The following is a 23,141-nucleotide window of genomic DNA, read 5'->3' on the forward strand; positions in this document are numbered from 1 at the left end:
ACACTGAGTCCGCAACACCACAATAAAATGTTGAGGAACACATGTTAAAAAGAACATTATTGAGTTTTATTTTTTTAAGTTTATTGGGCTGTCATCATGATGAGAAAGACAATGCAGCATCCCAGCCACCATCAAACAACGCCGAATACATTGAGCCTGCATTACTTATTATTGGACATCGCGGCGCCAGCGCGCTACGCCCTGAACATACCTTAGCCGCTTACCAAAAAGCAATTGATGATGGTGCAGATTTTATTGAGCCTGATTTGGTGCCAACTCTAGACGGTTATTTAATCGCTCGCCATGAAAATGAAATCGGAGGAACCACCAATGTCAGCAGCTTGCCGCAGTTTGCAGAACGGAAGACCAGTAAAGTCGTTGATGGCGTGACTTACACAGGTTGGTTTACTGAAGACTTTACTTTAAACGAGCTGAAGCAACTGAAGGCACGAGAACGTATTCCAGAGATTCGTCCAGCAAATGCCCAATATAATGATCAATTTGATCTGCCCACTTTAGATGAAATTATTGAACTCGTAGATGCGCACTATAAAAAGACAGGAAAAATTGTGGGCCTGTATATCGAAACCAAACATCCCAGCTATTTCCAAGGTCTCAATTTGGCCATGGAGCAACGCCTATTAACCACGCTGGCCAAACACAGCTATAGTCGTGACATTGCACCAGTCTATATCCAGTCATTTGAAGTCAGCAACTTAAAACAGATGCGTCAACAGTTGGATCAATTAAAATCGATTCGACATGCCAAAATTATTCAACTCTATGGCGGCAAGTCCGAACAACCTGCCGATGCTGTGCTTGCCAAATCGACACTCCGCTATAGTGATATGGCAACGCCTCAAGGGCTAAAAGATGTCGCAAGTTATGCATATGGTGTTGGGCCAAGTAAAACCTATATCGTGCCGAATACTCAGCCGGCGACCCCAACCAGTTTTGTGAACGATGCACACACAGTGGGCTTAAAAGTACATCCTTATACCCTACGCCCAGAAAATAATTTCTTACCAGACTATTTAGACTGTAGCGCTATTGTCGCTGAAAAGTGCGAAAAAGGCGCACTGGCTGAGTTTGAGATTTTCTTTAAAGCTGGAGTGGATGGTGTCTTTACCGATGATCCCGCTTTAGGTCGTCAAGCCGCCAATGCCTTTTTGAATAAATAGAATAAGTCACCCACAAAGTAAACCAGACATCTGAGCATCTCGTTTGCTTCAAACCCATATCCATCGTTGAAGGATGGAGATTAAAAAGCAGGTTTTTTAATCTCTTTCTCCTTATTTTAGGTGTACATAGATTAAGCACTTTTTGAATACTATAATTAAGTGACTTTTAATATAGATCATGTATTGTGGCTGAAATTTTAAAATGGTTGATGGTATGAGCCAATATTCCCCACTCAAAGGCAAGTCAGGTTTTAAACATATTTTTAATGCAACTCATTATTCCCTTTCAGGTTTTAAGGCCGCATTTACGCATGAGGCTGCTTTTCGTCAAGTCCTGTTAATTAACCTGATTCTGATTCCAACAAGCTTTTTCTGTGATGTCAGTCGCTTAGAACAAGCCCTCATGGTAGCCGTCTGTTTACTTGCAATTATTGTTGAATTATTCAATTCAGCCATTGAGGCGATTGTGGATCGTATTTCACTAGAGCGCCATGAGCTTTCAAAAAATGCCAAAGACATGGGCAGTGCTACACAGTTTGTTTCTTTAAGTATTATCTTTATAGTTTGGCTGCTGATTCTGATGTCTTAATGCTTTTGTTCAACATTTCACACCCAAACTGTTCAACAAGCTAAAAATTAAGTCATAAAAAACCCTGCTTTCGCAGGGTTTTCTTTTGAATCAGTTCAGTGCTTAGTGAGCAGCGAATTGGTTCATTGTGTTTTTAGCATCATCGTGCGCTTTAAGAGCGTTGTCACCAGAGAAGATTTCTTTGTGATCATCACCGATGTCAGAACCCGCCATTGCTTGGTGTTTCACACAAGCGATACCGCCACGGATTTCTTTACGTTGTACGCCAGCAACATAAGCCAACATACCTTCAGAACCGAAGTAACCTTGAGCAAGCTCGTGAGTAGAAAGAGCAGCTGTATGGTAAGTAGGTAGAGTGATCAAGTGGTGGAATACACCTGCTTCACGAGAAGCATCTGCCTGGAATGTACGAACTTTCTCGTCAGCTTCAGCAGCCAATTCAGTGTTGTCGTACTCAGCGCTCATTAGTTTAGCGCGGTCGTATGCAGATACGTCTTTACCTTCAGCAACCCAACGGTCGTAAGCTTGTTGACGGAAGTTTAAAGTCCAGTTGAACGATGGAGAGTTGTTGTAAACAAGTTTCGCATTTGGAACAACTTCTTTAACACGGTTAACCATGTGAGCGATTTCAGCTACGTTTGGAGTCGCAGTTTCGATCCAAAGAAGGTCAGCACCGTTTTGAAGGCTAGTTACACAGTCAAGTACAACGCGATCGATTTGAGTGCCTTCGCGGAACTGGTACAGACCAGAAGCAAGACGTTTTGGACGGTGAAGTTTGCCATCACGTTTGATCAGGATTTCGTCTTCTTGCGCTTCTGAAATGTCAATTTCAGTTGTATCTAAGTAGCTGATGTATTGAGAAGCGATGTCACCTGGCTCTTTAACCACTGGGATTTTTTGAGTCAAGTCAGCGCCTTCAGAGTCAGTACGTGCAACGATGATACCGTCGTCTAGACCCATTTCCAGGAATGCATAGCGAAGCGCGTGGATTTTCGCGATGAAGTCTTCGTGTGGAACAGTTACTTTACCCGCTTGGTGACCACATTGTTTCGCGTCAGACACCTGGTTTTCGATTTGAAGTGCACAAGCACCCGCTTCGATCATTTTCTTCGCTAGTAAGTAAGTTGCTTCTTCGTTACCGAAACCAGCGTCGATGTCCGCAATGATTGGCACAACGTGAGTTTGGAAGTTGTCGATTTGAGAAGTGATTTCAGCAGCTTTAGCAGTGTCACCAGCTTCTTGAGCTTTTTTAAGTGAACGGAACAGATCGTTCAATTCTTTCGCGTCAGCTTGACGTAAGAATGTGTAGATTTCTTCAATCAATGCAGGAACAGAAGTTTTTTCGTGCATAGATTGGTCAGGAAGTGGACCGAACTCTGAACGAAGTGCTGCAACCATCCAGCCAGAAAGGTAGATGTAGCGACGTTCAGTTGTACCGAAGTATTTTTTGTTCGCAATCATTTTTTGTTGTGCGATGAAACCGTGCCAGCAACCCAGAGATTGAGTGTATTTGCTAGAGTCAGCATCATAAGCAGCCATATCACGACGCATAATTGCTGCTGTGTATTTAGCGATATCTAAACCAGTTTTGAAACGGTTTTGGATTTGCATACGCGCAGCATCTTCAGGACTGATGTCTGCCCAAGTGCTACCGAATTTTGCTTTTAATTCGCGGATTGCATCAATCGCTGTTTGATATGTAGTCATGATATTTCCTGTAATAATATTAGGATTTTCTTCAACGAAAAGCTAAAATCAGACCCTCAAGCTTTTGCTTAGATTTAGAGCGCTTCGTTGCGATGAATACAGATTAGATTGACAGAATAAATTAATCCAATATTCTGCATTAATTTTCAGTATTTATTTAAAAAATATATAGATAAAAGTCTAATTATATTTCGACATATCCAAAACAAGTATTTGTTATTATTAAATTTAAATAAAATAGAATGAACCTAAAAAATACACACTTTGTCGAATATTTCTTCATTAGACTTAAGTCTCAGCCGTTGAAAAAAAGAGTTTAAACTGAAAATCAATACTTAATTTGACCGAAATGACAATAGTTCAATATTCAGTAAAAAGAGTATTTATCACGCTTTTATTCCACCAACAACAAGCAAGATTAAGCCATTTTCTAGGCGATAATCTGAGACTCAATTTACGCACTTTAAAACATTGTTTTGGGCTGATAGTCCCTCTATTTTTAAGCATAAAAACCCATTTTCTGAGAAAATGAAGGGGGTGTTCTTTATCCAACCCGATGCTTTTTTTTTTCGTCAGTTTATTACACAAGCCCGATGGCTTATGGCATAATGCAAATAATTTCATGATTTTATTCTCGGTATTTATTTTATGAATCTGGAGCGGGTTGATCTAAACCTCTTAATTTACTTGGACGTACTTTTACGCGAAAAAAATGTAACCCGAGCAGCTGAACAATTGGGTGTCACCCAACCAGCAATGAGTAATATTCTACGTCGTCTTCGTAACTTATTTAATGATCCTCTGCTAATTCGCTCTTCTGAAGGTATGACACCAACCGAACGGGCTTTAGAATTACAACCCCGCATACGTGACGCTCTTTCTGATCTCTCCATGATTTTGGAACCTCGTACCGAGTTCCGTCCTTATACCTCAAATCGTGTTTTCCGTATTATGACTTCGGACTATGCCGAAGCCACCTTAGTTCCCCGCCTCGTTAAAGCACTGCGTTCAGAAGCTCCCAATGTGGTCTTAGACTTCTTAACCCCAAGTGATGTGTCATATCGTGATATGGAACAAGGTAAAGTTGATCTTGCCATTAACCGATTCAATGAAATTCCACAAAGCTTCCATCAAGTTTTAGTCTGGCGTGACAGTTTTTCATGTTTGCTGAACGGTAAACACCCCGCCGCCAGCAACTTAAACCTAAAAAGTTACCTTGATGCACAGCATATTTGGGTTTCTAAAACAGGTATGGGCGTTGGTTTCGGCGTTAACCCTGAAAAACAAGCAGGTCTCGGTTGGATTGATCAAGCGTTAGAGCGTATTGGCCAAAAACGTAAAATTTCGGTCTTCACTCGACATTATCAAATGCCTGCACTATTGGCTTCAAATGTAGACTTAGTCGCGACTTTACCGACCCGTATTGCACGCCTACAAGCCAAAAGTCAAAATCTCCTGATTAAAGATCCACCTTTTTATATTCCAGAATTTGAGTTGAAAATGGCATGGTGCCCACTGTTGCATCACCATCCTGCACATCGCTGGCTCAGACAGCTGATTTTGTATGTGGCACGTCAAATGATTGAGGAGGAAAATCGAGAGTTTTTAGGCAATAACTTGCAATTCTCACATTATTAAGCATTCAGTTCTAAATAATTCATATTCATATCAATAACTCAGGTATGATAGAAGACAGTAACTAATTACTGTCTTTATTTTTTTGTGTTAAAAATATTCATAATAACGATGAATCACAGGTGGATTCGGTGAGTCTTTTTCAAAACATAGTTATCATTCTAGTCCTGATTGCTGGGGCGGGTTTCTTGTCTCTGACAGAAATTGCACTGGCGGGAGCACGTAAGGTCAAGCTGAAAATCTTGGCTGAGTCGGGTGAGGATCGCGCACAGAAAGTTTTGAATTTACAAGAAAATTCTGCTGACTTCTTTGCCGCTTCACAAATTGGCTTAAACGCAGTGGCAATCTTGGGCGGTATTTTAGGTGAAGGGGCTTTTCGTCCTTACTTCATGAGCTTTGTTTCTCGTTTTTATACTGGCCCTTGGTCTGAAACCATTAGCTTTGCTCTATCTTTCACTTTAGTCACCTCTCTATTTATTTTGTTTGCTGACCTCATGCCAAAACGTTTGGCCATGATTGCCCCAGAGAAAATCTCTATTGCGGTGATTAACCCCATTCAGGTGTTTATTAAGGTATGCAAACCTTTGGCTTGGATTATTAATGCTCTTGCCAACTTGTTATTCCGCCTATTTAAAGTGAATACCACCCGTGATGACAACATTACCTTTGATGATATTTCTGCAGTGATGGATGCGGGTGCACAAGCTGGGGTTCTGCAAAAGCAAGAGCACCATTTCATTGAAAACGTATTTGAACTTGAAGAGCGGAACGTTCCTTCAAGTATGACCACGCGTGAAAATGTGGTGTATTTTACTTTAAATGAATCCGAAACCAGCATTCGTCAAAAATTGGCTGAATATCCTTATTCTAAGTTTTTAGTCTGTAGTGAAAATATTGACGATGTAATTGGCTATGTCGATGCCAAAGACATTCTGGTCCGTATCCTGAATAATCAATCTTTACTACAACTCAATGAAAGCACCATTCGTAATGTTCTCACCATTCCAGACACATTAACCTTGTCTGAGTTATTAGACCGTTTCCGCTCCACCAAAGAAAAGTTTGCTGTTGTGATTAATGAATATGCTTTGGTCGTGGGCGTCATCACCCTGTCAGACATTATGATTACGGTCATGGGCGACTGGGTTACTCCAATTGAAGCCGAACAACAGATCATTAAACGTGATAATAATTCATGGCTGATTGATGGCAGCACGCCGATTGAAGACATGAAGCATGCACTGGCCATTGATGAAATGCCAGATGAAGAAAATTATGAAACCTTGGCTGGTTTTATGATGTACCGTCTACGCAAAATTCCACGCCCTGCCGATACCGTAGAATATGCAGGCTTTAAATTTGAAGTGGTTGATGTCGACCATTTTAAGATTGACCAACTTTTAGTGACGCGTTTACTTGAAGAAACACTACAGCCTGAAACTAAAACAGTCGAGGAATAGGAACATCGCCTTGAATTAAAACCTTGCAACTGCAAGGTTTTTTTTGCTTCAGATTTAACCATATGAAGTTATACAAAATAAGTATCTTAACCATACTTTACAGATATATATTATTTATTAGAAAAATAGAATGAAAAATCACATATGTTTAAGAGCATTTAAAAATCATGCTGAATTGCATACTATCGCTGTCACTTGCTGAATAAACAGACTTAACACGTTCAAAGGATTGATCCATGCTGACCATTTTAGGTTTAGGCATGATTATGTGCTTCATGTACTTAATCATGTCCAAACGACTGAGCGCTCTTGTTGCTTTAACTTTAATCCCTATCATTTTTGCATTACTTACTTATGTTTTAAGTCTCTTTGTTGACAACCTTGCTGGATTTGATATTGCTGAACTTGGCAATATGATGATGGAAGGCATTAAAAAGCTCGCTCCTACGGGCGTAATGCTCCTTTTCGCAATCCTTTATTTTGCAATTATGATCGACACGGGTCTATTCGACCCTTCAGTGAAGTGGATTTTAAAGCAGGTTAAAGGTGATCCTTTAAAAGTGACCCTCGGCACCATTACACTGACTTTAATTGTTTCCTTGGATGGTGACGGTTCAACCACTTACATGATCTGTGTTGCCGCAATGCTACCGCTGTATAAGCGTATTGGTATGAGCCCTTTAATTATGGCTTGTCTAATGATGCTTGCGAGCGGCATCATGAACCTAACGCCATGGGGTGGACCAACAGCACGTGCTGCAACGGCATTGCATGTCGATCCAAACGATGTCTTTGTTCCGATGATTTTACCAATGCTCGTTGCAATTGGCTGGTTATACTTCCTCGGCTTTATGTATGGCCGTATGGAGCGTAAGCGCATTGGTATTGTGGAATTAGATATTAGCCATGGTGACAGTATTCAGATTTCGCAAGAACCTGAAGCCAACCGTGCCCACTTAAGATGGTTTAACGCTCTACTAACTTTGGTCTTGATGGTCTGCTTAGTGATGGGTGTTTTACCTGCGGCCATTCTGTTCATGGTGGCGCTGTGCATTGCATTGGTGGTGAACTATCCTGATTTAGACATGCAAAAGCGTTTGGTTGGTAACCACTCTGCTAGTGCCTTAGCTGTAGTCGGGATTATTTTCGCGGCAGGTATTTTTACTGGTATTTTGTCGGGGACAGGTATGGTTGAAGCCATGTCTCAAGAACTGGTTGCCATTATTCCAGAAAGTATGGGGCCGTATTTAGCACCTATCACGGCTGTGATTAGTATGCCACTGACCTTCTTTATGTCGAATGATGCCTTCTACTTTGGTGTACTGCCTGTACTCTCTGAAGCCGCTGGACACTATGGTATCACTCCTGTGGAAATGGCTCGTGCATCGATTGTTGGTCAACCTGTACACTTACTGTCCCCATTGGTTCCATCGACTTACTTACTCTGTGGATTGGCTGGAATTAACTTTGGTGAACACCAAGAATTTACCATCAAATGGGCGGTGATTACTTGTTTAGTGATGCTGGTTACAGCGATGATCTTTGGTATTTTCCCACTTTACTCAACACTGGGTTAATCAAATACTCATACTGAGTTATAACGAACCTTAAGCTCAACAACCGATAAATACCCGATGTGATACATCGGGTATTTTCATTTATAATACCTTGATATAACAATATAATAGAGTCAAGCCTATGTCTTTTTCATTGCCCGCTGTGTTGGCATGTACTTTCTTTTATTCTGCGCTCTATCTGATTTATTATTATTTTGCCCAATACAGCCACACGCTGCTGATCGTAAGTGCGATTGTTTTGCTGATTTTAGCATGGCGGATTACACCTTGTGCTTATGAACGTGGGCAACGAAGCTTTAACGAGACTCTGTCTTTTGGACAGTATTTCTGGAATCCACTGATTACATGGTGGCGACTGTTTATTTGGCCCATCAGCTTATTACTGTCTTGGATTTTCCATAGTTAAATAGAAGCCATAAAAAAGCACCCAAAGGTGCTTTTGAGACTGCGATCTTAACGACCATATAATTCAAGCAATTTATCTAAAGTCGCTTGATAGTGAATGGTAATATCTTCAGATAAAATTTTATATGCGCTGTCAAACTGAACCATTGGCCAGCCTTCTTTCCAAAATGGGAAGATGTTGTGCAAATCATGTGTCACGGTCGCATCTTCCCGTACAATGGCTTGTGCAACTTGTGACAAGACTTGTGCTGTTTCCGCACCATCAATCGCCATGTAGTCAATCCCACGTACTTTTAAAATACGGATGCGGTCTTTCTTATAGCGAATTTTTTTGGCTTGACCTTCATTCAAGCCCAATGCCAAAGCTACAGCTTCAACAAATTTGCTTTCAAAAGATTGGTTTAAAGCCACAATCGCAAGTTTATGTGCTTCTTGACGACCCGCTTTACCACCCTTACGAATCTCTTCTTTTGCCTCTGTATCAAGCTCATCGTCTTTCATAGACTGCAAAATGTCTAAAATTTCGATATCACTTAAAGATTCAGGAGAATGATCAGTCATGAACTGCCCTTAGACAAAAAAAATTGAATCCGACATTTTCGCATAATTCAGAGCGAAAAAGCGAAATTGTTGTGCTTTTCTCTGTGAATATTCTGTTTTACTTATTTTTTTGAGTCATCCCCTTCCAAATCTACTATAGTAAAGGCTATTTTTCTCATACGCTCTTTTTTGACGATGCAATCCAAACAAGTTCAACTGTTACTGCAACAATTAGAGACCCGCTACCCTGCCGCATTTAAACGTAATTACTTGCTTTATAGTCAAATCAAAACACGCGGTATTTTAGATGACCAACGTGAAATTATTCCGTGGGTTTTGGCGGTGATGATTTTTATTCCAATCAGCTTAATTCTAAAAAATTTTTACTTAACTCACTTGGAGAATCTCGACCCGCTGCAAAGTCATAGTTACGCCATTATCACTATTTTATTGGTGCTGATGTGGGTCTTACCTTTTGTCATTAAGCAAATTAAACATTCATCAAACTCCCTGTATCAACTGCAACGCCATGCGCCCATCAAACTCGCTGCCGTGATTCTTTTAAGTGGACTCAATCTAATGTTCCTTGAAAGCAGTTTGCTGATGTGGATCTTGTTTTATTTTGGTGTAAACTTTGGTTTTGTGCGCTTCTATAAAGAAAATTTATTTCGAGACCACAGCCAGTCGGTTGAACATCATCAGTTACAACAACTTAGACGTGTCTGCTTTTGGGCCTATAAGCAAACGCTCAAATCACGACTCCAATTACGCTTTAGCTCCCATCAATCTGAAGATTATCAGGCACGTAAAACCCAGCTGGGGCATGAAGCAGATTTGTATGTGCAACTGCTGAAGTATGAGCATGCTTACTGTAAACAGATTAAGCACATCGATCTCGACAGCTATATCGATGAGAAATTATAAAAAAACCGAGCAATGATGCTCGGTTTTTTCTAAGGTCATTTTAGGCCGTTTGCTTTAACGCACTGATTGGCAATAATGTCGGATCTAATATTACTTGATGTGAGCGAGTCTCATCAACGATGTATTCTTTGTTCTTAATGGTATCCACAAATATCCAATCCGCTTGTACCTGCTCTGCGGTAAAACGGACTTTCAAATAACCACGCTGATTTAAATTGCAATAACTCAGCTCATCAATCAAGGTTGTAAAAGCAAACTCAAACTCTTTGAGTTGTTGCATTGGAATAGACAAATACTTTTCCATACCTGGCGAGGAAACTGAACTTGTCGCTAACTCCACACCTACAAATTGCCCTGTTAAATCGTGTAAGTCCGATGCCCATGCATTATGGGTATCACCAGCCAAGACCACGACTTTTTTATTTAAATACTGTAGTGTGCCGTACAACGTCTCCCTTTCAACCGCATAACCATCCCATGCATCTAAATTGTAAGGAACCACAGTTTTAATACGAGACAACTGCTCTACTGTTAAAGATGGATCATGATTTAAGTAACGAAGTTTTATTTCTACCAATTCTTTAATGAGTTGATTCACCTGCGCCAAAACCTCTGGAGTCACCGCGCCGCTACTGATTGCACTGAGCACTTGTAACATCTCGGCTGGAACAAGCATTTTGCTCATCAACACCTGCTGACCCAAAACTTGCCATGTGGCTTTAGAGCTCGCAAGTTGCTGTGTTAACCATGCGCGTTGATTCAACCCCAGTAACGTTCGATTTGGGTCTTGCATATCTGTAGTAAAGCGCACAGCATCCAAACCCGATGCGGTTAAATAATCTGCATAATCTAACTGTTTACTCCGCGCTAGAATACGCGTATCCAACATATTCAACTGCACTAAATTACCAAAGTTAAACTGGCGATAAATATTCAAATGATCTTTTTCAGAAAGCGGACGGATTGGCATCCACTCAAAATAGGCCGCCAGTGCCGCAAGTTTACGTTCAAGGAAATCGCCTTCAGTATCTGACTGATGATTTTCAGCACCCTTTTCCCATGTATCATTTGCGAGTTCATGGTCATCCCAAATCACAATAAAAGGATGACGTTGATGCGCGGCCTGCAAATCTGCATCTAGTCGGTATAAAGCATAACGTTTGCGATAGTCATCTAAGCGAATAATTTCTGCATTATTATCATCCGCCAGTGCGCGCCCCATCGCTACAGCCTCTTCCGTTGCATATCCGCCCATGCCATATTCGTAAATGTAATCACCCAAATGAATCACAACATCGACATCCTGTTTGGCCATTTCTTTATAAACATGGAAATAACCCGCTGGATAATTTGAACATGAGCATACTGCAAACTGTACCGACTGTACTTGCGTTGCCAAAGTTTTGGTTTGCCCTGTGATCGAATATGTCGACGCCGATTTAAAACGGTAGAAATAAACTTGCCCCTCAGCAAGTCCCGTCACATCCACTTTCACAGTAAAATCTTGTGCAGCTGTAGTCAGCACCTTTCCTGTTGCTGTAATGTTTTTAAAGTCTGCATCTTTTGCCACATCCCACTGCACTTCTAAACGCGCACTGCTATCCGATGGTGTTACACGTGTCCAAATGATGACTTGAGTTTGTAAAGGATCACCACTGGCAACCCCATGCAAAAATTGCACTTGCGTGTTGGGCTGTGTGTTTGAGTCGGCATCATCACCACAAGCAGTCAGTGAAATAGGTAAAGATAAAGCACCAAATCCTGCCAAAGTTTTTTGAATAAGTTCTCGGCGGTTCATTTTTTTTGTCATGTGGATTGCCTAAAGATGATATGGACTTGAAATTTATGCGAAAAAGATGACACCCATATCTCAAGTCGATGACATTTTTATGAAGCCTGAACAAGTGCAGCACAGATAATTTTGCTATTTTTTAAACATAAACCGCTGAATTGATTGAAAAGAAAGCAAATAATCACAAATAGACTTGCCAACTTTTATTTCGTCCTCTATTATTGCGCTCATGCCCGAGTGGTGAAATCGGTAGACACAGGGGATTTAAAATCCCCCGCCCACAAAGCGTGCCAGTTCGAGTCTGGCCTCGGGCACCATTCTTAAGCTAATTAAGATGGTGCAATAAAAAATCCAGCGATATGCTGGTTTTTTTATGTCTATAATTTATGCATCGAAACACATAACAATCACAATATGAAAAAGAACACTCTCATTATCATCTTATGCCTAATTTTTTCAAACGTCAGCCATGCAAACCCCACCTCGCAGCAAACAGATAGCGATACCTTTTATGACTTGTTTGCAGGCACGATTATTGAAAAAGACCACCAACTTTATTTACATGCGTGTAAATCAGTAAATGCTCATTTTAAATTAAGCTTTAATCATACTAAAGATGAGCAACATATTCGTGAGCTCATGAAAAAGCATCCAAAATTTTGGCTGAATCTCAGTGCAAATGCTGAAATGGTCGATGGTGAATACGTGATGACGGTCGATACGATTAAAGATGAGCATTTAAACCAAGGTTGTCATCTCACCGATCTTTTAGATGAACTGTAACAGCAATCTCAGCGTCTAAAACAAAAACCAACTGCACTTGAAATGAGAGAGTGACTCACCACTCTCTATTCACCACCAATTCTTCCATTTCAATATCCATAAACCCAGCATCTTGTACCACCATCATCATCGCTTCAGCAATAAAATCGGCAGCAGAATCATCTAACGACGAATCCAGATCTTCAAAATGTGGCTTCATTTCATTAATTTCAGCCACTGTGGCATTGGCATATTGATAAATATCACACTCAGATTTTGCTTTTACAATTTTTTTAGCAAAAGTCTCGACATGCTGCTTCACTTCAGCAACAAGAATATCGGGATAATATTCATCATCAAACATAGGGAGAAGTAAATCTGCAAACATACAGGCACTCAAAACGAGAAACTTAAAAAACGAGTCTGTATAACATAAACCGAACAAATCACCAAATAAAAAAGCAGCATCTCAAAATGCTGCTAGTCTAAAAATCAGATAAAGATCAAATTTTCAAATTAAATCATTAGCCCAGCATTCCGCCGCCGCATTAAGCAATATTCATCGCTTGCCAAACCTTGATCGCATCACTCATGGCTTTGACATCATGAGCGCGCACCATACACGCGCCTTGTTGAATACTCAGCAAATGTCCCGCTACAGAACCCACAGCCCTCTGCCCTGCATCCGCCCCACCTAAGGCTTCGCCGATAAAGCGCTTCCGTGACAATGCGGACAAGATGGGATACCCGAGCTGATTCAGCTGATGGAATTCGTTTAAAAGCTTAAGGTTCTGCTTTGCATTTTTAGCAAAGCCAAAACCCGGATCAATAATGATATTTTCAGCTTTGACACCTGCCTTGAGTGCATCCGCCACACGCTGGGAAAGCTCAGCCATCACATCTAAAGTGACATTATCGTATTGATCTAAACTATTCATAGTGGTTGGTTCACCACGCATATGCATGATGATCACTGGAATATTCAGTTCAGCTGCCATCTCTAAAGCATTCGGGCGTGTTAATGCTCTCACATCATTCCAGATATGTGCGCCTGCTGCGACCGCAGCTTGAATTACTTCAGGTTGAGAGGTATCAATCGAAATGACCACATCAAGTTCAGCCAAGGCTTCCACCACTGGAACGACACGACGAATCTCTTCCTCAACCTCAACCACAGATGCACCTGGACGCGTCGATTCACCACCAATATCGATGACTGTCGCTCCATCGGCAATCATTTGCTGAGCATGTGCAATCGCTTGTAGTTTGCCATTATGTTTGCCGCCATCACTGAACGAGTCTGGCGTCACATTTAAAATACCCATCACATGCGGTACCGATAGATCGAGTGATAGCTCACCACAACGTAGGATTTTCTTTGGCAAAGCCATCAATTGCATGTGATATTCTCCAGTTCAATTTACATTATCTTAACGCGTTCCCACTTTTAAGTGCCTATTTTTCTTCATCGACAGTGAAAAATCTGTGCAATAAAAAACCACCCGAAGGTGGTTTTTTATTTTAACTTTTTAAAATTAAATCGCAGATGGTAATGGTGGTGGTGTGCTTGGACCATCCGTTGGAGTTACATCAATCACAGGATTTTCTGCAACATATACTTTTGGTGGTTGTGGCTCACGACCTTCCATAATGTCACGAATTTGCTCGCGATCAATCGTTTCCCATTCCATCAAAGCTTTTACCATCGCATGCGCGATATCTTTGTTATTTTCCAAGATATTGCGTGCTACACGGTATTGTTCATCGATGATACGACGAACTTCAGCATCTACTTGTTGCTGTGTTGCTTCAGAAATCGTACGACTACCAATGCTGCCCATGAATGATTGCTGAGAATCATCTTCATACACCATTACACCAAGTTTGTCAGACATACCGTACTTGGTCACCATTGCACGTGCCATTTTAGTTGCACGTTCAAAGTCGTTTGAAGCACCTGTCGACATTTGGTTGATAAAGATTTCTTCGGCAATACGACCACCAAACAAAATTGAAAGTTCATTCAACATTTTGTCTTTATAGTGGCTGGTTTGGTCATGTTCAGGCAACTGCCATGTTACACCCAACGCCCAACCACGCGGCATAATGGTTACTTTATGCACAGGGTCTGTACCCGGTAGAATTTCAGCCACAATCGCATGACCAGCTTCATGGTACGCGGTTGCACGACGCTCTTCTTCACGAATCACCATCGACTTACGTTCAGGGCCCATGTACAACTTGTCTTTTGCATCTTCAAAATCATGCATATCGACAGTGTTCTTGTTACGACGTGCAGCAAATAATGCAGCTTCGTTCACAAGGTTCGCCAATTGTGCACCCGAGAAGCCCGGCGTACCACGTGCAAGCACCTGTACATCGACACCAGTCACTGAAGGCAATTTCTTCATGTGAACATTTAAAATTTGCTCACGGCCTTTAATATCTGGTAAGCCAACCATAACCTGACGGTCAAAACGACCTGGACGGAGTAAAGCTTTATCCAGTACATCGGCACGGTTTGTCGCAGCAATGACGATAATACCTTCATTGCCTTCAAAGCCATCCATTTCCACCAACATTTGGTTCAAGGTTTGCTCACGCTCATCGTGACCACCACCTGTACCTGAACCACGATGACGACCCACAGCATCAATCTCATCAATAAAGATGATACATGGTGCATGGCGTTTCGCTTGTTCAAACATGTCACGGACACGAGACGCGCCCACACCCACGAACATTTCAACAAAGTCAGAACCAGAAATACTAAAGAATGGTACTTTCGCTTCGCCTGCAATTGCTTTTGCAAGTAAAGTTTTACCTGTACCCGGTGGACCCACCATTAACACGCCTTTAGGAATCGTTGCACCTAAACGTTTAAATTTTGAAGGGTCTTTTAAGAAATCAACAATTTCTACAACTTCTTGCTTTGCTTCATCACAGCCAGCGACATCGGTAAAAGTCACTTTAATTTGGTCTTCTGCCAACATTTTTGCTTTTGACTTACCAAAACTCATTGGACCGTTTTTACCACCTGCTCCGCCACCCATGTTGCGCATAAAGAACATGAATAACAAAATGATTAAAAGTACAGGGAAGCTTGCGATCAAAAGTTGCATCAATAAACCTTGACGTGCAGGTGCAGTACCTTCAACGACAACGTTATTTTTAATCAGATTAGGCATAAGCTCTGGGTCTTGAACCGCAGGACGAATACTTTCAAACTCTGAACCGTTTGATTTTTGGCCATGAATTCGTTCGCCATCAATTGTCACTTGCTTAATTTGACCAGCATTCACCGCAGCAACAAACTCTGAATAATTCATCGCTGTCGGCTTTTCATTGCTACTGACATTACTGAAAATGAGGATCAGTACGCCCAGTATCACTAGCCACAATATGGCATTCTTGAAGAGATCGCTCAAAGCTTTATTCCCATATCAATCTAATTTGATCATGCCCTATCGGGTGACCTTAAAGTTTCTGCTGAAGATCAGCTTCGCAAAATAATAAAAAGGTACAAAATGCACAATTTTTAACGACTTGGCAAGTAAACTTTATTTGAAAGCCTTCTTACGGCCTTGCCCAACTAAGAATACTTCCTTAGATCGGGCACGTGATGCAGCAGGTTTTACTGTTTTTAACACATCAAAGTTGTCGACTACTTGCTTACGGAACTCGTCAAAGCCTGTACCTTGGAATACCTTTACAACAAATTGACCATTTGGACCGAGCACTTTCGTAGCAAAATCGATAGCCAATTCACAGAGGTAAATCTGGCGAGGTTGATCTACAGCCTTGTTACCTGAAGTATTGGGGGCCATATCTGAAATTACAACGTCTACTTTACGTCCATCTAAAATATTTAACAATTTATCGAATACTTCTTGCTCACGGAAGTCACCTTGCAAGAAGGTCACATCTGGGAGTGCATCCATTTCCAAAATGTCAGATGCAACCACCAATCCTCGATCACCGACCAGCTTTCCTGCAATTTGTGACCAACTTCCAGGTGCAGCACCCAAGTCAACCACGGTCATGCCCGGACGAATGATGTTATATTTTTCTTGAATTTCAAGTAACTTATAAGCTGCACGTGCTCGATAACCTTCTTTTTGCGCTTTTTTCACAAAATGATCATCAAGGTGCTCTCTCATCCACGCACGGCTACTTTTGGATAACTTTTGGTTGGTAATGCGTGTTGCCATATCTCTCTAAAACATTAAAATTTCTTAAACTTAATTGTACGTTAAATTCTCTAGGCTTGCAGTATACATCTGTATCCAAATCTTGGGTTTTAGTTGTTTTTTTCTATTATCTAAATCGATTATTTCCACAGAATATAAAGCGTTTAATTTCGCAGTTTGTTATACTAAGCCGTTTTTAAAATTAGGTTATCTTTATGGCGACTTTATCCATTCAGGAACGCAAGCGTTTGCGTCAAATCGGTCATGCTTTAAACCCAGTGGTAATGCTTGGCGGTTCAGGTCTGACTGAAAATGTCGTTGAAGAAATTTTACGTGCTTTAAACGACCACGAATTGATTAAAGTCAAAGTCGCGGGTGAAGACCGTGAAGAGCGCGCTGCAATCATTGCAGAAATTGCCTCAACTACAGGTGCAGAGATTGTACAGACCATTGGTAAAATTGCGTTGCTTTACAAAAAAGCGGCGAAACAAAATGCCAAATTGTCTAATTTAGTTCGTTTCGCTCACGCAGCAAAATAATTGTAGTTTTTTATGGCAAGTTACGAACTCAGTGCATTTGATCGTCGCTTTCAAGCAATTTCGCTTGTTGGTGCGATTGAACAACAAAGCCCATATGCTCTCAATATCGGCTTTTGGTTACGCGATCCCAATTTGTACATGCACTGGCCCGAAGTCGTGAATGCAAATCCTCGTCAAGACTTTTTATGGGAAAACACCTGTTTTGAAGTCTTTATCGGGGTAAAAGGCGAAGATTATTATCGCGAGATCAATCTCTCCCCTTCGCAAGCTTGGCAGGCCTATCAGTTTGAGGAATATCGCTATCCTGAAGATATGCCGCCACAGGTCGCTTACGATATTGAACTTAATCAATTGAAGCGCACCCACTATGGTTTAAATGTCAGCATTGATCTGACTGAATTTATGCTGCAACACAAACTCAAATGGGCTGACCTATATCTGGGTTTATCCGCTGTGTTAAATACATCACAAGGTCAACAGTTCTATGCCATGCAGCATAGTGGCCAGCAAGCTGACTTTCACAATAAACGTGATTGGTTGCATCAGTTTTAATCCAGACAAATAAACCAGATCAATAAAAAAGTGAGGCTATGACCTCACTTTTTTATGCACTTAATCTTGAGCCTCGTACAGCGAGATTATTTGCTTGAAACTTTATTCCACGCATCTAAGGTGTGTTCTTTTGAACGTTTAAACGTTTCAGTCAACTGATCTTTATGTTTTACTGAAATTTCGCTGACATCACCTTTTAACTCTTTACCTAGTTTGGTCAAGTCATCTAAAACAGCAGTAAACTCAGTTTTAACAAACTCTTTTAGTTCAGTTAAGTCTTTTTGAGAGTTCGATAGCTGCCCTTTAATGGTTTCTAAGCGCAGTAAAAGATCTTGTTTAAACTGGCGGAGTTGCTCTTGCACACTGGCATTCAGCTGCTTCGCTTCAGCTTCAAGCTTTTCTTTGCTTTCAACTACCGCTTCAGTGACCTGCTCTGTTGCTTCTTTCGCCACTTGCTCAAGCTTTTCAGTGCTTTCTGCAACGACTTCTTTCAATGCTGGCTTTGGTTTGGTCACTTTGTCTTGTTCAGTCATGATCTTATTCCTGTTGTTATATACACAGCGACAGCTTAGCGTGATTTGATAAAATTTAGATTTTGATTTGTTAGACAATTATTTGTTGTTACATTTTTCTTTACAAAACTTAGAAACAGCTTTTCTACAAAATAAAAGCACTTTATCTTGTTAATTCCATCTTATTGGCATGGACTTTGTTAGTGAAGTTGCGTATAGTGCCATGTTAAGTTCAAGCGAGCAGACATAGGGAGGGTAGGTTTTTAGATAGCCTTCCTTTTTTTTCGTCTACTCGCTTTTTTACAGCCTAAATTTCAGGAGCTTTGGTTTGAGCACCCCAGCAATTTTAGCCCTTGCCGATGGTACGATCTTTAAAGGAACGTCTATTGGTGCATCGGGTAGTACGACTGGTGAAGTCGTTTTCAACACTGCCATGACTGGCTATCAAGAAATTTTGACTGACCCGAGTTATGCACAGCAACTTGTGACTTTAACTTACCCTCATATCGGTAACACAGGTTGTAATGATGAAGACGCTGAGTCAGGTCGAATTCATAAAGTATGGGCCAACGGATTAATCATTCGTGACCTACCTTTATTGCATAGCAACTTCCGATCAACGCAATCTTTAGGCGAATACTTAAAAGAACATAATGTTGTCGCAATTGCAGATATTGATACGCGTAAATTAACCCGTATTTTGCGTGACAAAGGTGCGCAAAATGGTTGCATCCTTGCTGGTGAAAATATTACTGAAGAGCAGGCTTTAGAAAAAGCACGCGCATTCGGTGGTTTAAATGGTTTAGACCTAGCGAAAGAATGCTGTGATCCAACTGGTTTCGAATGGACAGAAGGTTCTTGGGTATTAGGCAAAGGCTTCACACAACCTGAACTTAAATTCCATGTTGTTGCATACGACTACGGTGTCAAAACCAACATCTTACGTATGCTTGCAGACCGCGGTTGTAAACTCACTGTCGTGCCTGCACAAACTCCTGCTGCTGAAGTACTTGCATTGAATCCAGATGGCGTGTTCTTATCGAACGGCCCTGGCGATCCAGCTGCATGTGACTACGCAATTGAAGCTGTAAAAACAATTGTAGAAGACGCTCGCAACCTACCTGTCTTTGGTATTTGCTTGGGTCACCAAATTCTTGCACTTGCCTCAGGTGCAAAAACGGTGAAAATGCCGCATGGCCACCACGGTGCTAACCACCCTGTTCAAAACATGGAAACAGGCACAGTGATGATTACTTCTCAAAACCACGGCTTCGCAGTGGATGCAGATACTCTTCCTGCAAACTTGAAAGCTACGCACAAGTCTTTGTTCGATCAAACTCTTCAAGGGATTCATCGTACAGACAAACCAGCGTTCAGCTTCCAAGGTCACCCTGAAGCAAGCCCTGGTCCGCATGACTGCGCACCATTGTTCGATCATTTCATCGAACTTATCGAAGCATCTAAGAAGTAATTAAGGAAGCGATCATGGCTAAACGTACAGACATTAAAAGTATCTTAATTATTGGTGCAGGTCCGATTGTCATCGGACAGGCATGTGAGTTTGACTACTCAGGTGCGCAAGCGTGTAAAGCTCTTCGTGAAGAAGGCTACCGTGTTATTTTGGTGAACTCTAACCCAGCTACCATTATGACCGACCCTGCGATGGCAGACGCAACATATATCGAGCCAATCACTTGGCAGACTGTTGCTCAAATCATTGAAAAAGAGCGTCCAGATGCTGTCCTTCCAACAATGGGTGGTCAAACAGCATTGAACTGTGCGCTTGCACTGGATGCCAACGGTATTTTAGAAAAATACAATGTTGAATTGATTGGTGCAACCAAAGAAGCGATTGAAAAAGCTGAAGACCGTAAACTGTTTGATGAAGCAATGCGTAAAATTGGTCTTGAATGTCCAAAAGCTGCGATTGCTGAAAACATGGAAGAAGCTTTAGAGATTCAAGCGCGCTTCGGCTTCCCTGTGATTATCCGTCCGTCATTCACGATGGGTGGTTCAGGTGGCGGTATCGCTTATAACAAAGAAGAATTCCTTGAAATCTGTGAACGCGGTTTCGATCTTTCTCCAACCAAACAATTATTGATTGATGAATCTTTAATTGGCTGGAAAGAATACGAGATGGAAGTTGTTCGTGACAAAAACGACAACTGTATTATCGTTTGTGCGATTGAAAACTTTGACCCAATGGGCGTGCACACAGGTGACTCAATCACTGTTGCTCCTGCGCAAACATTGACAGACAAAGAATATCAATTGATGCGTAATGCATCTTTAGCAGTTCTTCGTGAAATTGGTGTGGAAACAGGTGGTTCTAACGTTCAGTTCGGTATCTGTCCAGATACTGGCCGTATGGTAATCATCGAGATGAACCCGCGTGTATCACGTTCATCTGCTCTTGCATCAAAAGCAACGGGTTTCCCGATTGCAAAAATCGCTGCGAAACTGGCTGTCGGTTACACCCTTGATGAATTAAAAAATGACATCACGGGCGGAACGACTCCTGCTTCGTTCGAACCTGCAATTGACTACGTGGTAACAAAAATTCCACGTTTCAACTTTGAAAAATTCCCACAAGCAGACGCAACACTGACCACACAGATGAAGTCTGTCGGTGAAGTGATGGCCATTGGTCGTAACTTCCAAGAGTCTGTAAACAAAGCGCTTCGTGGTCTTGAAGTCGGTGCGTGTGGTTTTGATGAAAAAATCGCAGTAGGTACTGAAGGCGCGAAAGAAAAGATCTTGGTTGAACTTAAAGTTCCGGGTCCAGAGCGTATTTGGTATGTAGCTGATGCATTCCGTCATGGTTTCACTTTAGAAGACGTGTTCCAAGCGACGAAAATCGATAAATGGTTCTTGATCCAAATCGAAGACATCATCAAAACTGAAAATGAAATCAAAACTTTAGGTTTTGGTGATCTAAACGCAGACAACATCCGTTCGTTCAAACGTAAAGGTTTATCTGACCTTCGCATCGCGAACTTGATGGGTATTTCACAAAAACAATTCCGTAAGCACCGTTGGAACTTGGGCGTAACTCCAGTTTACAAACGTGTGGATACTTGTGCAGCAGAATTCGAATCTGACACTGCATACATGTATTCAACTTACGATGATGAATGTGAATCAAACCCATCTGATAAAGATAAGATCATGGTGATCGGTGGTGGTCCTAACCGTATTGGTCAAGGTATCGAGTTCGATTACTGCTGTGTACACGCGGCGCTTGCAATGCGTGAAGATGGTTTTGAGACCATCATGGTGAACTGTAACCCTGAAACAGTTTCAACGGATTACGACACTTCTGATCGTTTGTACTTCGAACCAATCACTTTGGAAGATGTACTTGAAATCGTACGTACTGAAAAGCCAAAAGGCATTATCGTTCAGTACGGTGGTCAGACTCCGCTTAAATTGGCTCGTGCTTTAGAAGAAGCAGGTGCACCAATTATCGGTACATCACCAGATGCGATTGACCGCGCAGAAGACCGTGAACGTTTCCAACAAATGATTCAACGTCTTCAACTTCGTCAACCAAATAACAGCATTGTAAAATCTGCTGAAGAAGGTATGGCTGAAGCATCTAAAGTAGGCTACCCACTTGTCGTGCGTCCTTCCTATGTACTCGGTGGTCGTGCGATGGAAATCGTATACAACGACGACGAACTTAAACGCTACTTACGTGATGCGGTACAAGCATCAAATGAAGCGCCAGTTCTTCTTGACCGTTTCTTAGATGATGCGATCGAAGTTGACGTAGACTGTGTATCTGACGGTAAAGACGTTGTGATTGGCGGTATTATGCAGCACATTGAACAAGCAGGGATTCACTCAGGTGACTCAGCATGTTCGATTCCTCCATACTCGCTATCAGTTGAAATTCAAGACGAAATGCGTCGTCAAACCGTTGCTATGGCAAAAGAGCTTGGCGTTGTTGGCTTGATGAATGTACAGTTTGCTGTGAAAGGCAAAGACGTTTACATCCTAGAAGTGAACCCACGTGCGTCTCGTACTGTGCCATTCGTTTCTAAATGTATCGGTGAGTCTTTAGCGAAAGTGGCTGCGCGTTGTATGGCGGGTCAGTCTTTAGAATCTCAAGGATTCACTAAAGAAATCATCCCGACTCACTTCTCTGTAAAAGAAGCGGTGTTCCCGTTCAACAAGTTCCCGGGTGTTGACCCTATTCTTGGCCCTGAGATGAAATCTACAGGCGAAGTCATGGGTGTAGGTAAAACATTTGGTGAAGCATTCTACAAAGCTGTGTTAGGCTCGAATGAACGCGTACCGGGTCTTCCTACAGAAGGCGAAGTGAAGCATGCATTTATCTCTGTGCGTGATTCAGACAAGCCTCGTGCTGTTGGTATTGCGAAGCAACTGGTAGGCTTTGGCTTCAAAGTACTTGCGACTGGCGGTACTTATGAGTTCATTAAAGCTGCGGGTATTGAGTGTGAACGTGTAAATAAAGTCACTGAAGGCCGTCCTAATATCGTGGACCGCTTGAAAAATGGCGAAGTTCACCTCATTATCAATACAACTGAAGGCAAACAAGCTCAACAAGATTCGTTCTCGATTCGTCGTTCAGCGCTTCAAGCGAAAGTGTATAACACTACGACCTTGAACGGTGCTGATGCTGTATGCCAAGCTTTTGCAATTCAATTGCCAATGGATGTATACCGTTTGCAAGATTTACAAACTGTAGGTTAATTCGTTTACCGAGAAGTCCCGTCACCTCTCGGTGGCGGGCTTTTTTCATTTATAAAC

General features: G+C 41.6%; 20 protein-coding genes and 1 tRNA gene. 13 read left to right on the forward strand and 8 right to left on the reverse strand.

Annotation, left to right across the window (positions count from 1 at the left end; all coding sequences use genetic code 11):
• Nucleotides 1–41: 41 nt before the first annotated feature.
• Nucleotides 42–1,181: a glycerophosphodiester phosphodiesterase gene (locus tag MN200_RS11735; RefSeq protein ID WP_058870055.1), complete on the forward strand. Its 1,140-nt coding sequence runs from the start codon at nt 42–44 to the stop codon at nt 1,179–1,181.
• Nucleotides 1,182–1,395: 214 nt separating this feature from the next.
• Nucleotides 1,396–1,770: a diacylglycerol kinase gene (locus MN200_RS11740; protein WP_242759442.1), complete on the forward strand. Its 375-nt coding sequence runs from the start codon at nt 1,396–1,398 to the stop codon at nt 1,768–1,770.
• A gap of 102 nt (nt 1,771–1,872) precedes the next feature.
• Here the strand turns inward: MN200_RS11740 and MN200_RS11745 are convergent, their stop codons facing one another.
• Complete coding sequence (locus tag MN200_RS11745) at nt 1,873–3,477, reverse strand: isocitrate lyase (protein WP_242759444.1); 1,605 nt, start codon at nt 3,475–3,477, stop codon at nt 1,873–1,875.
• 648 nt (nt 3,478–4,125) lie between these two features.
• On the opposite strand from MN200_RS11745, the gene MN200_RS11750 reads away from it, so the two are divergent.
• The 4 genes from MN200_RS11750 to MN200_RS11765 all read left to right on the forward strand — a co-directional run bounded on the left by MN200_RS11750 (nt 4,126) and on the right by MN200_RS11765 (nt 8,555).
• The gene (locus MN200_RS11750; RefSeq protein WP_178928301.1) at nt 4,126–5,115 is read left to right on the forward strand and encodes a LysR family transcriptional regulator; all 990 of its coding nucleotides are present in this window, start codon (nt 4,126–4,128) and stop codon (nt 5,113–5,115) included.
• Nucleotides 5,116–5,243: 128 nt separating this feature from the next.
• Nucleotides 5,244–6,572: a hemolysin family protein gene (locus MN200_RS11755; RefSeq protein WP_125273234.1), complete on the forward strand. Its 1,329-nt coding sequence runs from the start codon at nt 5,244–5,246 to the stop codon at nt 6,570–6,572.
• A gap of 236 nt (nt 6,573–6,808) precedes the next feature.
• Nucleotides 6,809–8,149, forward strand: coding sequence for a CitMHS family transporter (locus MN200_RS11760; RefSeq protein WP_004982682.1), 1,341 nt, complete (start codon nt 6,809–6,811; stop codon nt 8,147–8,149).
• Between the two features lie 121 nt (nt 8,150–8,270).
• Nucleotides 8,271–8,555, forward strand: coding sequence for a hypothetical protein (locus MN200_RS11765; protein WP_058870057.1), 285 nt, complete (start codon nt 8,271–8,273; stop codon nt 8,553–8,555).
• A 47-nt stretch (nt 8,556–8,602) separates the two neighbouring features.
• Here the strand turns inward: MN200_RS11765 and MN200_RS11770 are convergent, their stop codons facing one another.
• Entirely contained in the window at nt 8,603–9,115 is a 513-nt protein-coding gene (locus MN200_RS11770) for a hypothetical protein (protein ID WP_004695616.1), read from the reverse strand.
• Nucleotides 9,116–9,289: 174 nt separating this feature from the next.
• Here MN200_RS11770 and MN200_RS11775 point away from each other — a divergent pair, with 174 nt between their 5' ends.
• On the forward strand, nt 9,290–10,018 hold the full coding sequence (locus MN200_RS11775) for a hypothetical protein (protein ID WP_058870058.1): 729 nt from the start codon (nt 9,290–9,292) through the stop codon (nt 10,016–10,018).
• A gap of 40 nt (nt 10,019–10,058) precedes the next feature.
• Here MN200_RS11775 and MN200_RS11780 read toward each other — a convergent pair whose 3' ends face one another.
• A complete protein-coding gene (locus MN200_RS11780; protein WP_058870059.1) occupies nt 10,059–11,828 on the reverse strand; it encodes an alkaline phosphatase D family protein in 1,770 nt (589 codons plus the stop codon).
• A 213-nt stretch (nt 11,829–12,041) separates the two neighbouring features.
• Here MN200_RS11780 and MN200_RS11785 point away from each other — a divergent pair.
• Together MN200_RS11785 and MN200_RS11790 are read left to right on the forward strand one after the other, a co-directional pair.
• Nucleotides 12,042–12,127 (forward strand) — tRNA-Leu (locus MN200_RS11785).
• A gap of 97 nt (nt 12,128–12,224) precedes the next feature.
• A complete protein-coding gene (locus MN200_RS11790) occupies nt 12,225–12,593 on the forward strand; it encodes a hypothetical protein (RefSeq protein ID WP_058870060.1) in 369 nt (122 codons plus the stop codon).
• Nucleotides 12,594–12,648: 55 nt separating this feature from the next.
• Here MN200_RS11790 and MN200_RS11795 read toward each other — a convergent pair whose 3' ends face one another.
• The 4 genes from MN200_RS11795 to rlmE all read right to left on the reverse strand — a co-directional run bounded on the left by MN200_RS11795 (nt 12,649) and on the right by rlmE (nt 16,783).
• Nucleotides 12,649–12,960 carry a DUF5713 family protein gene (locus MN200_RS11795; RefSeq protein ID WP_058870061.1) on the reverse strand — a complete coding sequence of 104 codons (312 nt, stop codon included), beginning with the start codon at nt 12,958–12,960 and terminating at the stop codon, nt 12,649–12,651.
• Nucleotides 12,961–13,120: 160 nt separating this feature from the next.
• The gene (gene folP / locus MN200_RS11800; protein WP_058870062.1) at nt 13,121–13,972 is read right to left on the reverse strand and encodes a dihydropteroate synthase; all 852 of its coding nucleotides are present in this window, start codon (nt 13,970–13,972) and stop codon (nt 13,121–13,123) included.
• 135 nt (nt 13,973–14,107) lie between these two features.
• Nucleotides 14,108–16,000, reverse strand: a complete 1,893-nt coding sequence (gene ftsH, locus MN200_RS11805) for an ATP-dependent zinc metalloprotease FtsH (protein WP_058870063.1) — start codon at nt 15,998–16,000, stop codon at nt 14,108–14,110.
• A 132-nt stretch (nt 16,001–16,132) separates the two neighbouring features.
• Nucleotides 16,133–16,783: a 23S rRNA (uridine(2552)-2'-O)-methyltransferase RlmE gene (rlmE, locus tag MN200_RS11810; RefSeq protein ID WP_004695608.1), complete on the reverse strand. Its 651-nt coding sequence runs from the start codon at nt 16,781–16,783 to the stop codon at nt 16,133–16,135.
• 194 nt (nt 16,784–16,977) lie between these two features.
• On the opposite strand from rlmE, the gene yhbY reads away from it, so the two are divergent.
• A complete protein-coding gene (yhbY, locus tag MN200_RS11815) occupies nt 16,978–17,301 on the forward strand; it encodes a ribosome assembly RNA-binding protein YhbY (protein WP_004695606.1) in 324 nt (107 codons plus the stop codon).
• Between the two features lie 12 nt (nt 17,302–17,313).
• On the forward strand, nt 17,314–17,853 hold the full coding sequence (locus MN200_RS11820) for a DOMON-like domain-containing protein (RefSeq protein WP_004695605.1): 540 nt from the start codon (nt 17,314–17,316) through the stop codon (nt 17,851–17,853).
• Between the two features lie 86 nt (nt 17,854–17,939).
• Here MN200_RS11820 and MN200_RS11825 read toward each other — a convergent pair whose 3' ends face one another.
• Nucleotides 17,940–18,386 (reverse strand): hypothetical protein, encoded by a 447-nt coding sequence (locus tag MN200_RS11825; protein ID WP_010327273.1) that lies wholly within the window; start codon nt 18,384–18,386, stop codon nt 17,940–17,942.
• Between the two features lie 307 nt (nt 18,387–18,693).
• On the opposite strand from MN200_RS11825, the gene carA reads away from it, so the two are divergent.
• Complete coding sequence (carA, locus tag MN200_RS11830) at nt 18,694–19,836, forward strand: glutamine-hydrolyzing carbamoyl-phosphate synthase small subunit (RefSeq protein ID WP_058870064.1); 1,143 nt, start codon at nt 18,694–18,696, stop codon at nt 19,834–19,836.
• 14 nt (nt 19,837–19,850) lie between these two features.
• Nucleotides 19,851–23,084: a carbamoyl-phosphate synthase large subunit gene (gene carB, locus MN200_RS11835; RefSeq protein WP_058870065.1), complete on the forward strand. Its 3,234-nt coding sequence runs from the start codon at nt 19,851–19,853 to the stop codon at nt 23,082–23,084.
• Nucleotides 23,085–23,141 lie beyond the last annotated feature (57 nt).

The sequence above is a fragment of the Acinetobacter sp. LUNF3 genome (assembly GCF_022699605.1).
GTDB lineage: Bacteria > Pseudomonadota > Gammaproteobacteria > Pseudomonadales > Moraxellaceae > Acinetobacter > Acinetobacter johnsonii.

Excerpts from the sequence above, each read along its gene's own strand:
- MN200_RS11735 (WP_058870055.1), top strand. The coding sequence starts at position 42 with ATGTTAAAAAGAACATTATTGAGTTTTATTTTTTTAAGTTTATTGGGC.
- MN200_RS11740 (WP_242759442.1), top strand. The coding sequence starts at position 1,396 with ATGAGCCAATATTCCCCACTCAAAGGCAAGTCAGGTTTTAAACATATT.
- MN200_RS11745 (WP_242759444.1), bottom strand. The coding sequence starts at position 3,477 with ATGACTACATATCAAACAGCGATTGATGCAATCCGCGAATTAAAAGCA.
- MN200_RS11750 (WP_178928301.1), top strand. The coding sequence starts at position 4,126 with ATGAATCTGGAGCGGGTTGATCTAAACCTCTTAATTTACTTGGACGTA.
- MN200_RS11760 (WP_004982682.1), top strand. The coding sequence starts at position 6,809 with ATGCTGACCATTTTAGGTTTAGGCATGATTATGTGCTTCATGTACTTA.
- MN200_RS11765 (WP_058870057.1), top strand. The coding sequence starts at position 8,271 with ATGTCTTTTTCATTGCCCGCTGTGTTGGCATGTACTTTCTTTTATTCT.
- MN200_RS11770 (WP_004695616.1), bottom strand. The coding sequence starts at position 9,115 with ATGACTGATCATTCTCCTGAATCTTTAAGTGATATCGAAATTTTAGAC.
- MN200_RS11775 (WP_058870058.1), top strand. The coding sequence starts at position 9,290 with ATGCAATCCAAACAAGTTCAACTGTTACTGCAACAATTAGAGACCCGC.
- MN200_RS11780 (WP_058870059.1), bottom strand. The coding sequence starts at position 11,828 with ATGACAAAAAAAATGAACCGCCGAGAACTTATTCAAAAAACTTTGGCA.
- MN200_RS11790 (WP_058870060.1), top strand. The coding sequence starts at position 12,225 with ATGAAAAAGAACACTCTCATTATCATCTTATGCCTAATTTTTTCAAAC.
- MN200_RS11795 (WP_058870061.1), bottom strand. The coding sequence starts at position 12,960 with ATGTTTGCAGATTTACTTCTCCCTATGTTTGATGATGAATATTATCCC.
- folP (WP_058870062.1), bottom strand. The coding sequence starts at position 13,972 with ATGCAATTGATGGCTTTGCCAAAGAAAATCCTACGTTGTGGTGAGCTA.
- rlmE (WP_004695608.1), bottom strand. The coding sequence starts at position 16,783 with ATGGCAACACGCATTACCAACCAAAAGTTATCCAAAAGTAGCCGTGCG.
- yhbY (WP_004695606.1), top strand. The coding sequence starts at position 16,978 with ATGGCGACTTTATCCATTCAGGAACGCAAGCGTTTGCGTCAAATCGGT.
- MN200_RS11820 (WP_004695605.1), top strand. The coding sequence starts at position 17,314 with ATGGCAAGTTACGAACTCAGTGCATTTGATCGTCGCTTTCAAGCAATT.
- MN200_RS11825 (WP_010327273.1), bottom strand. The coding sequence starts at position 18,386 with ATGACTGAACAAGACAAAGTGACCAAACCAAAGCCAGCATTGAAAGAA.
- carB (WP_058870065.1), top strand. The coding sequence starts at position 19,851 with ATGGCTAAACGTACAGACATTAAAAGTATCTTAATTATTGGTGCAGGT.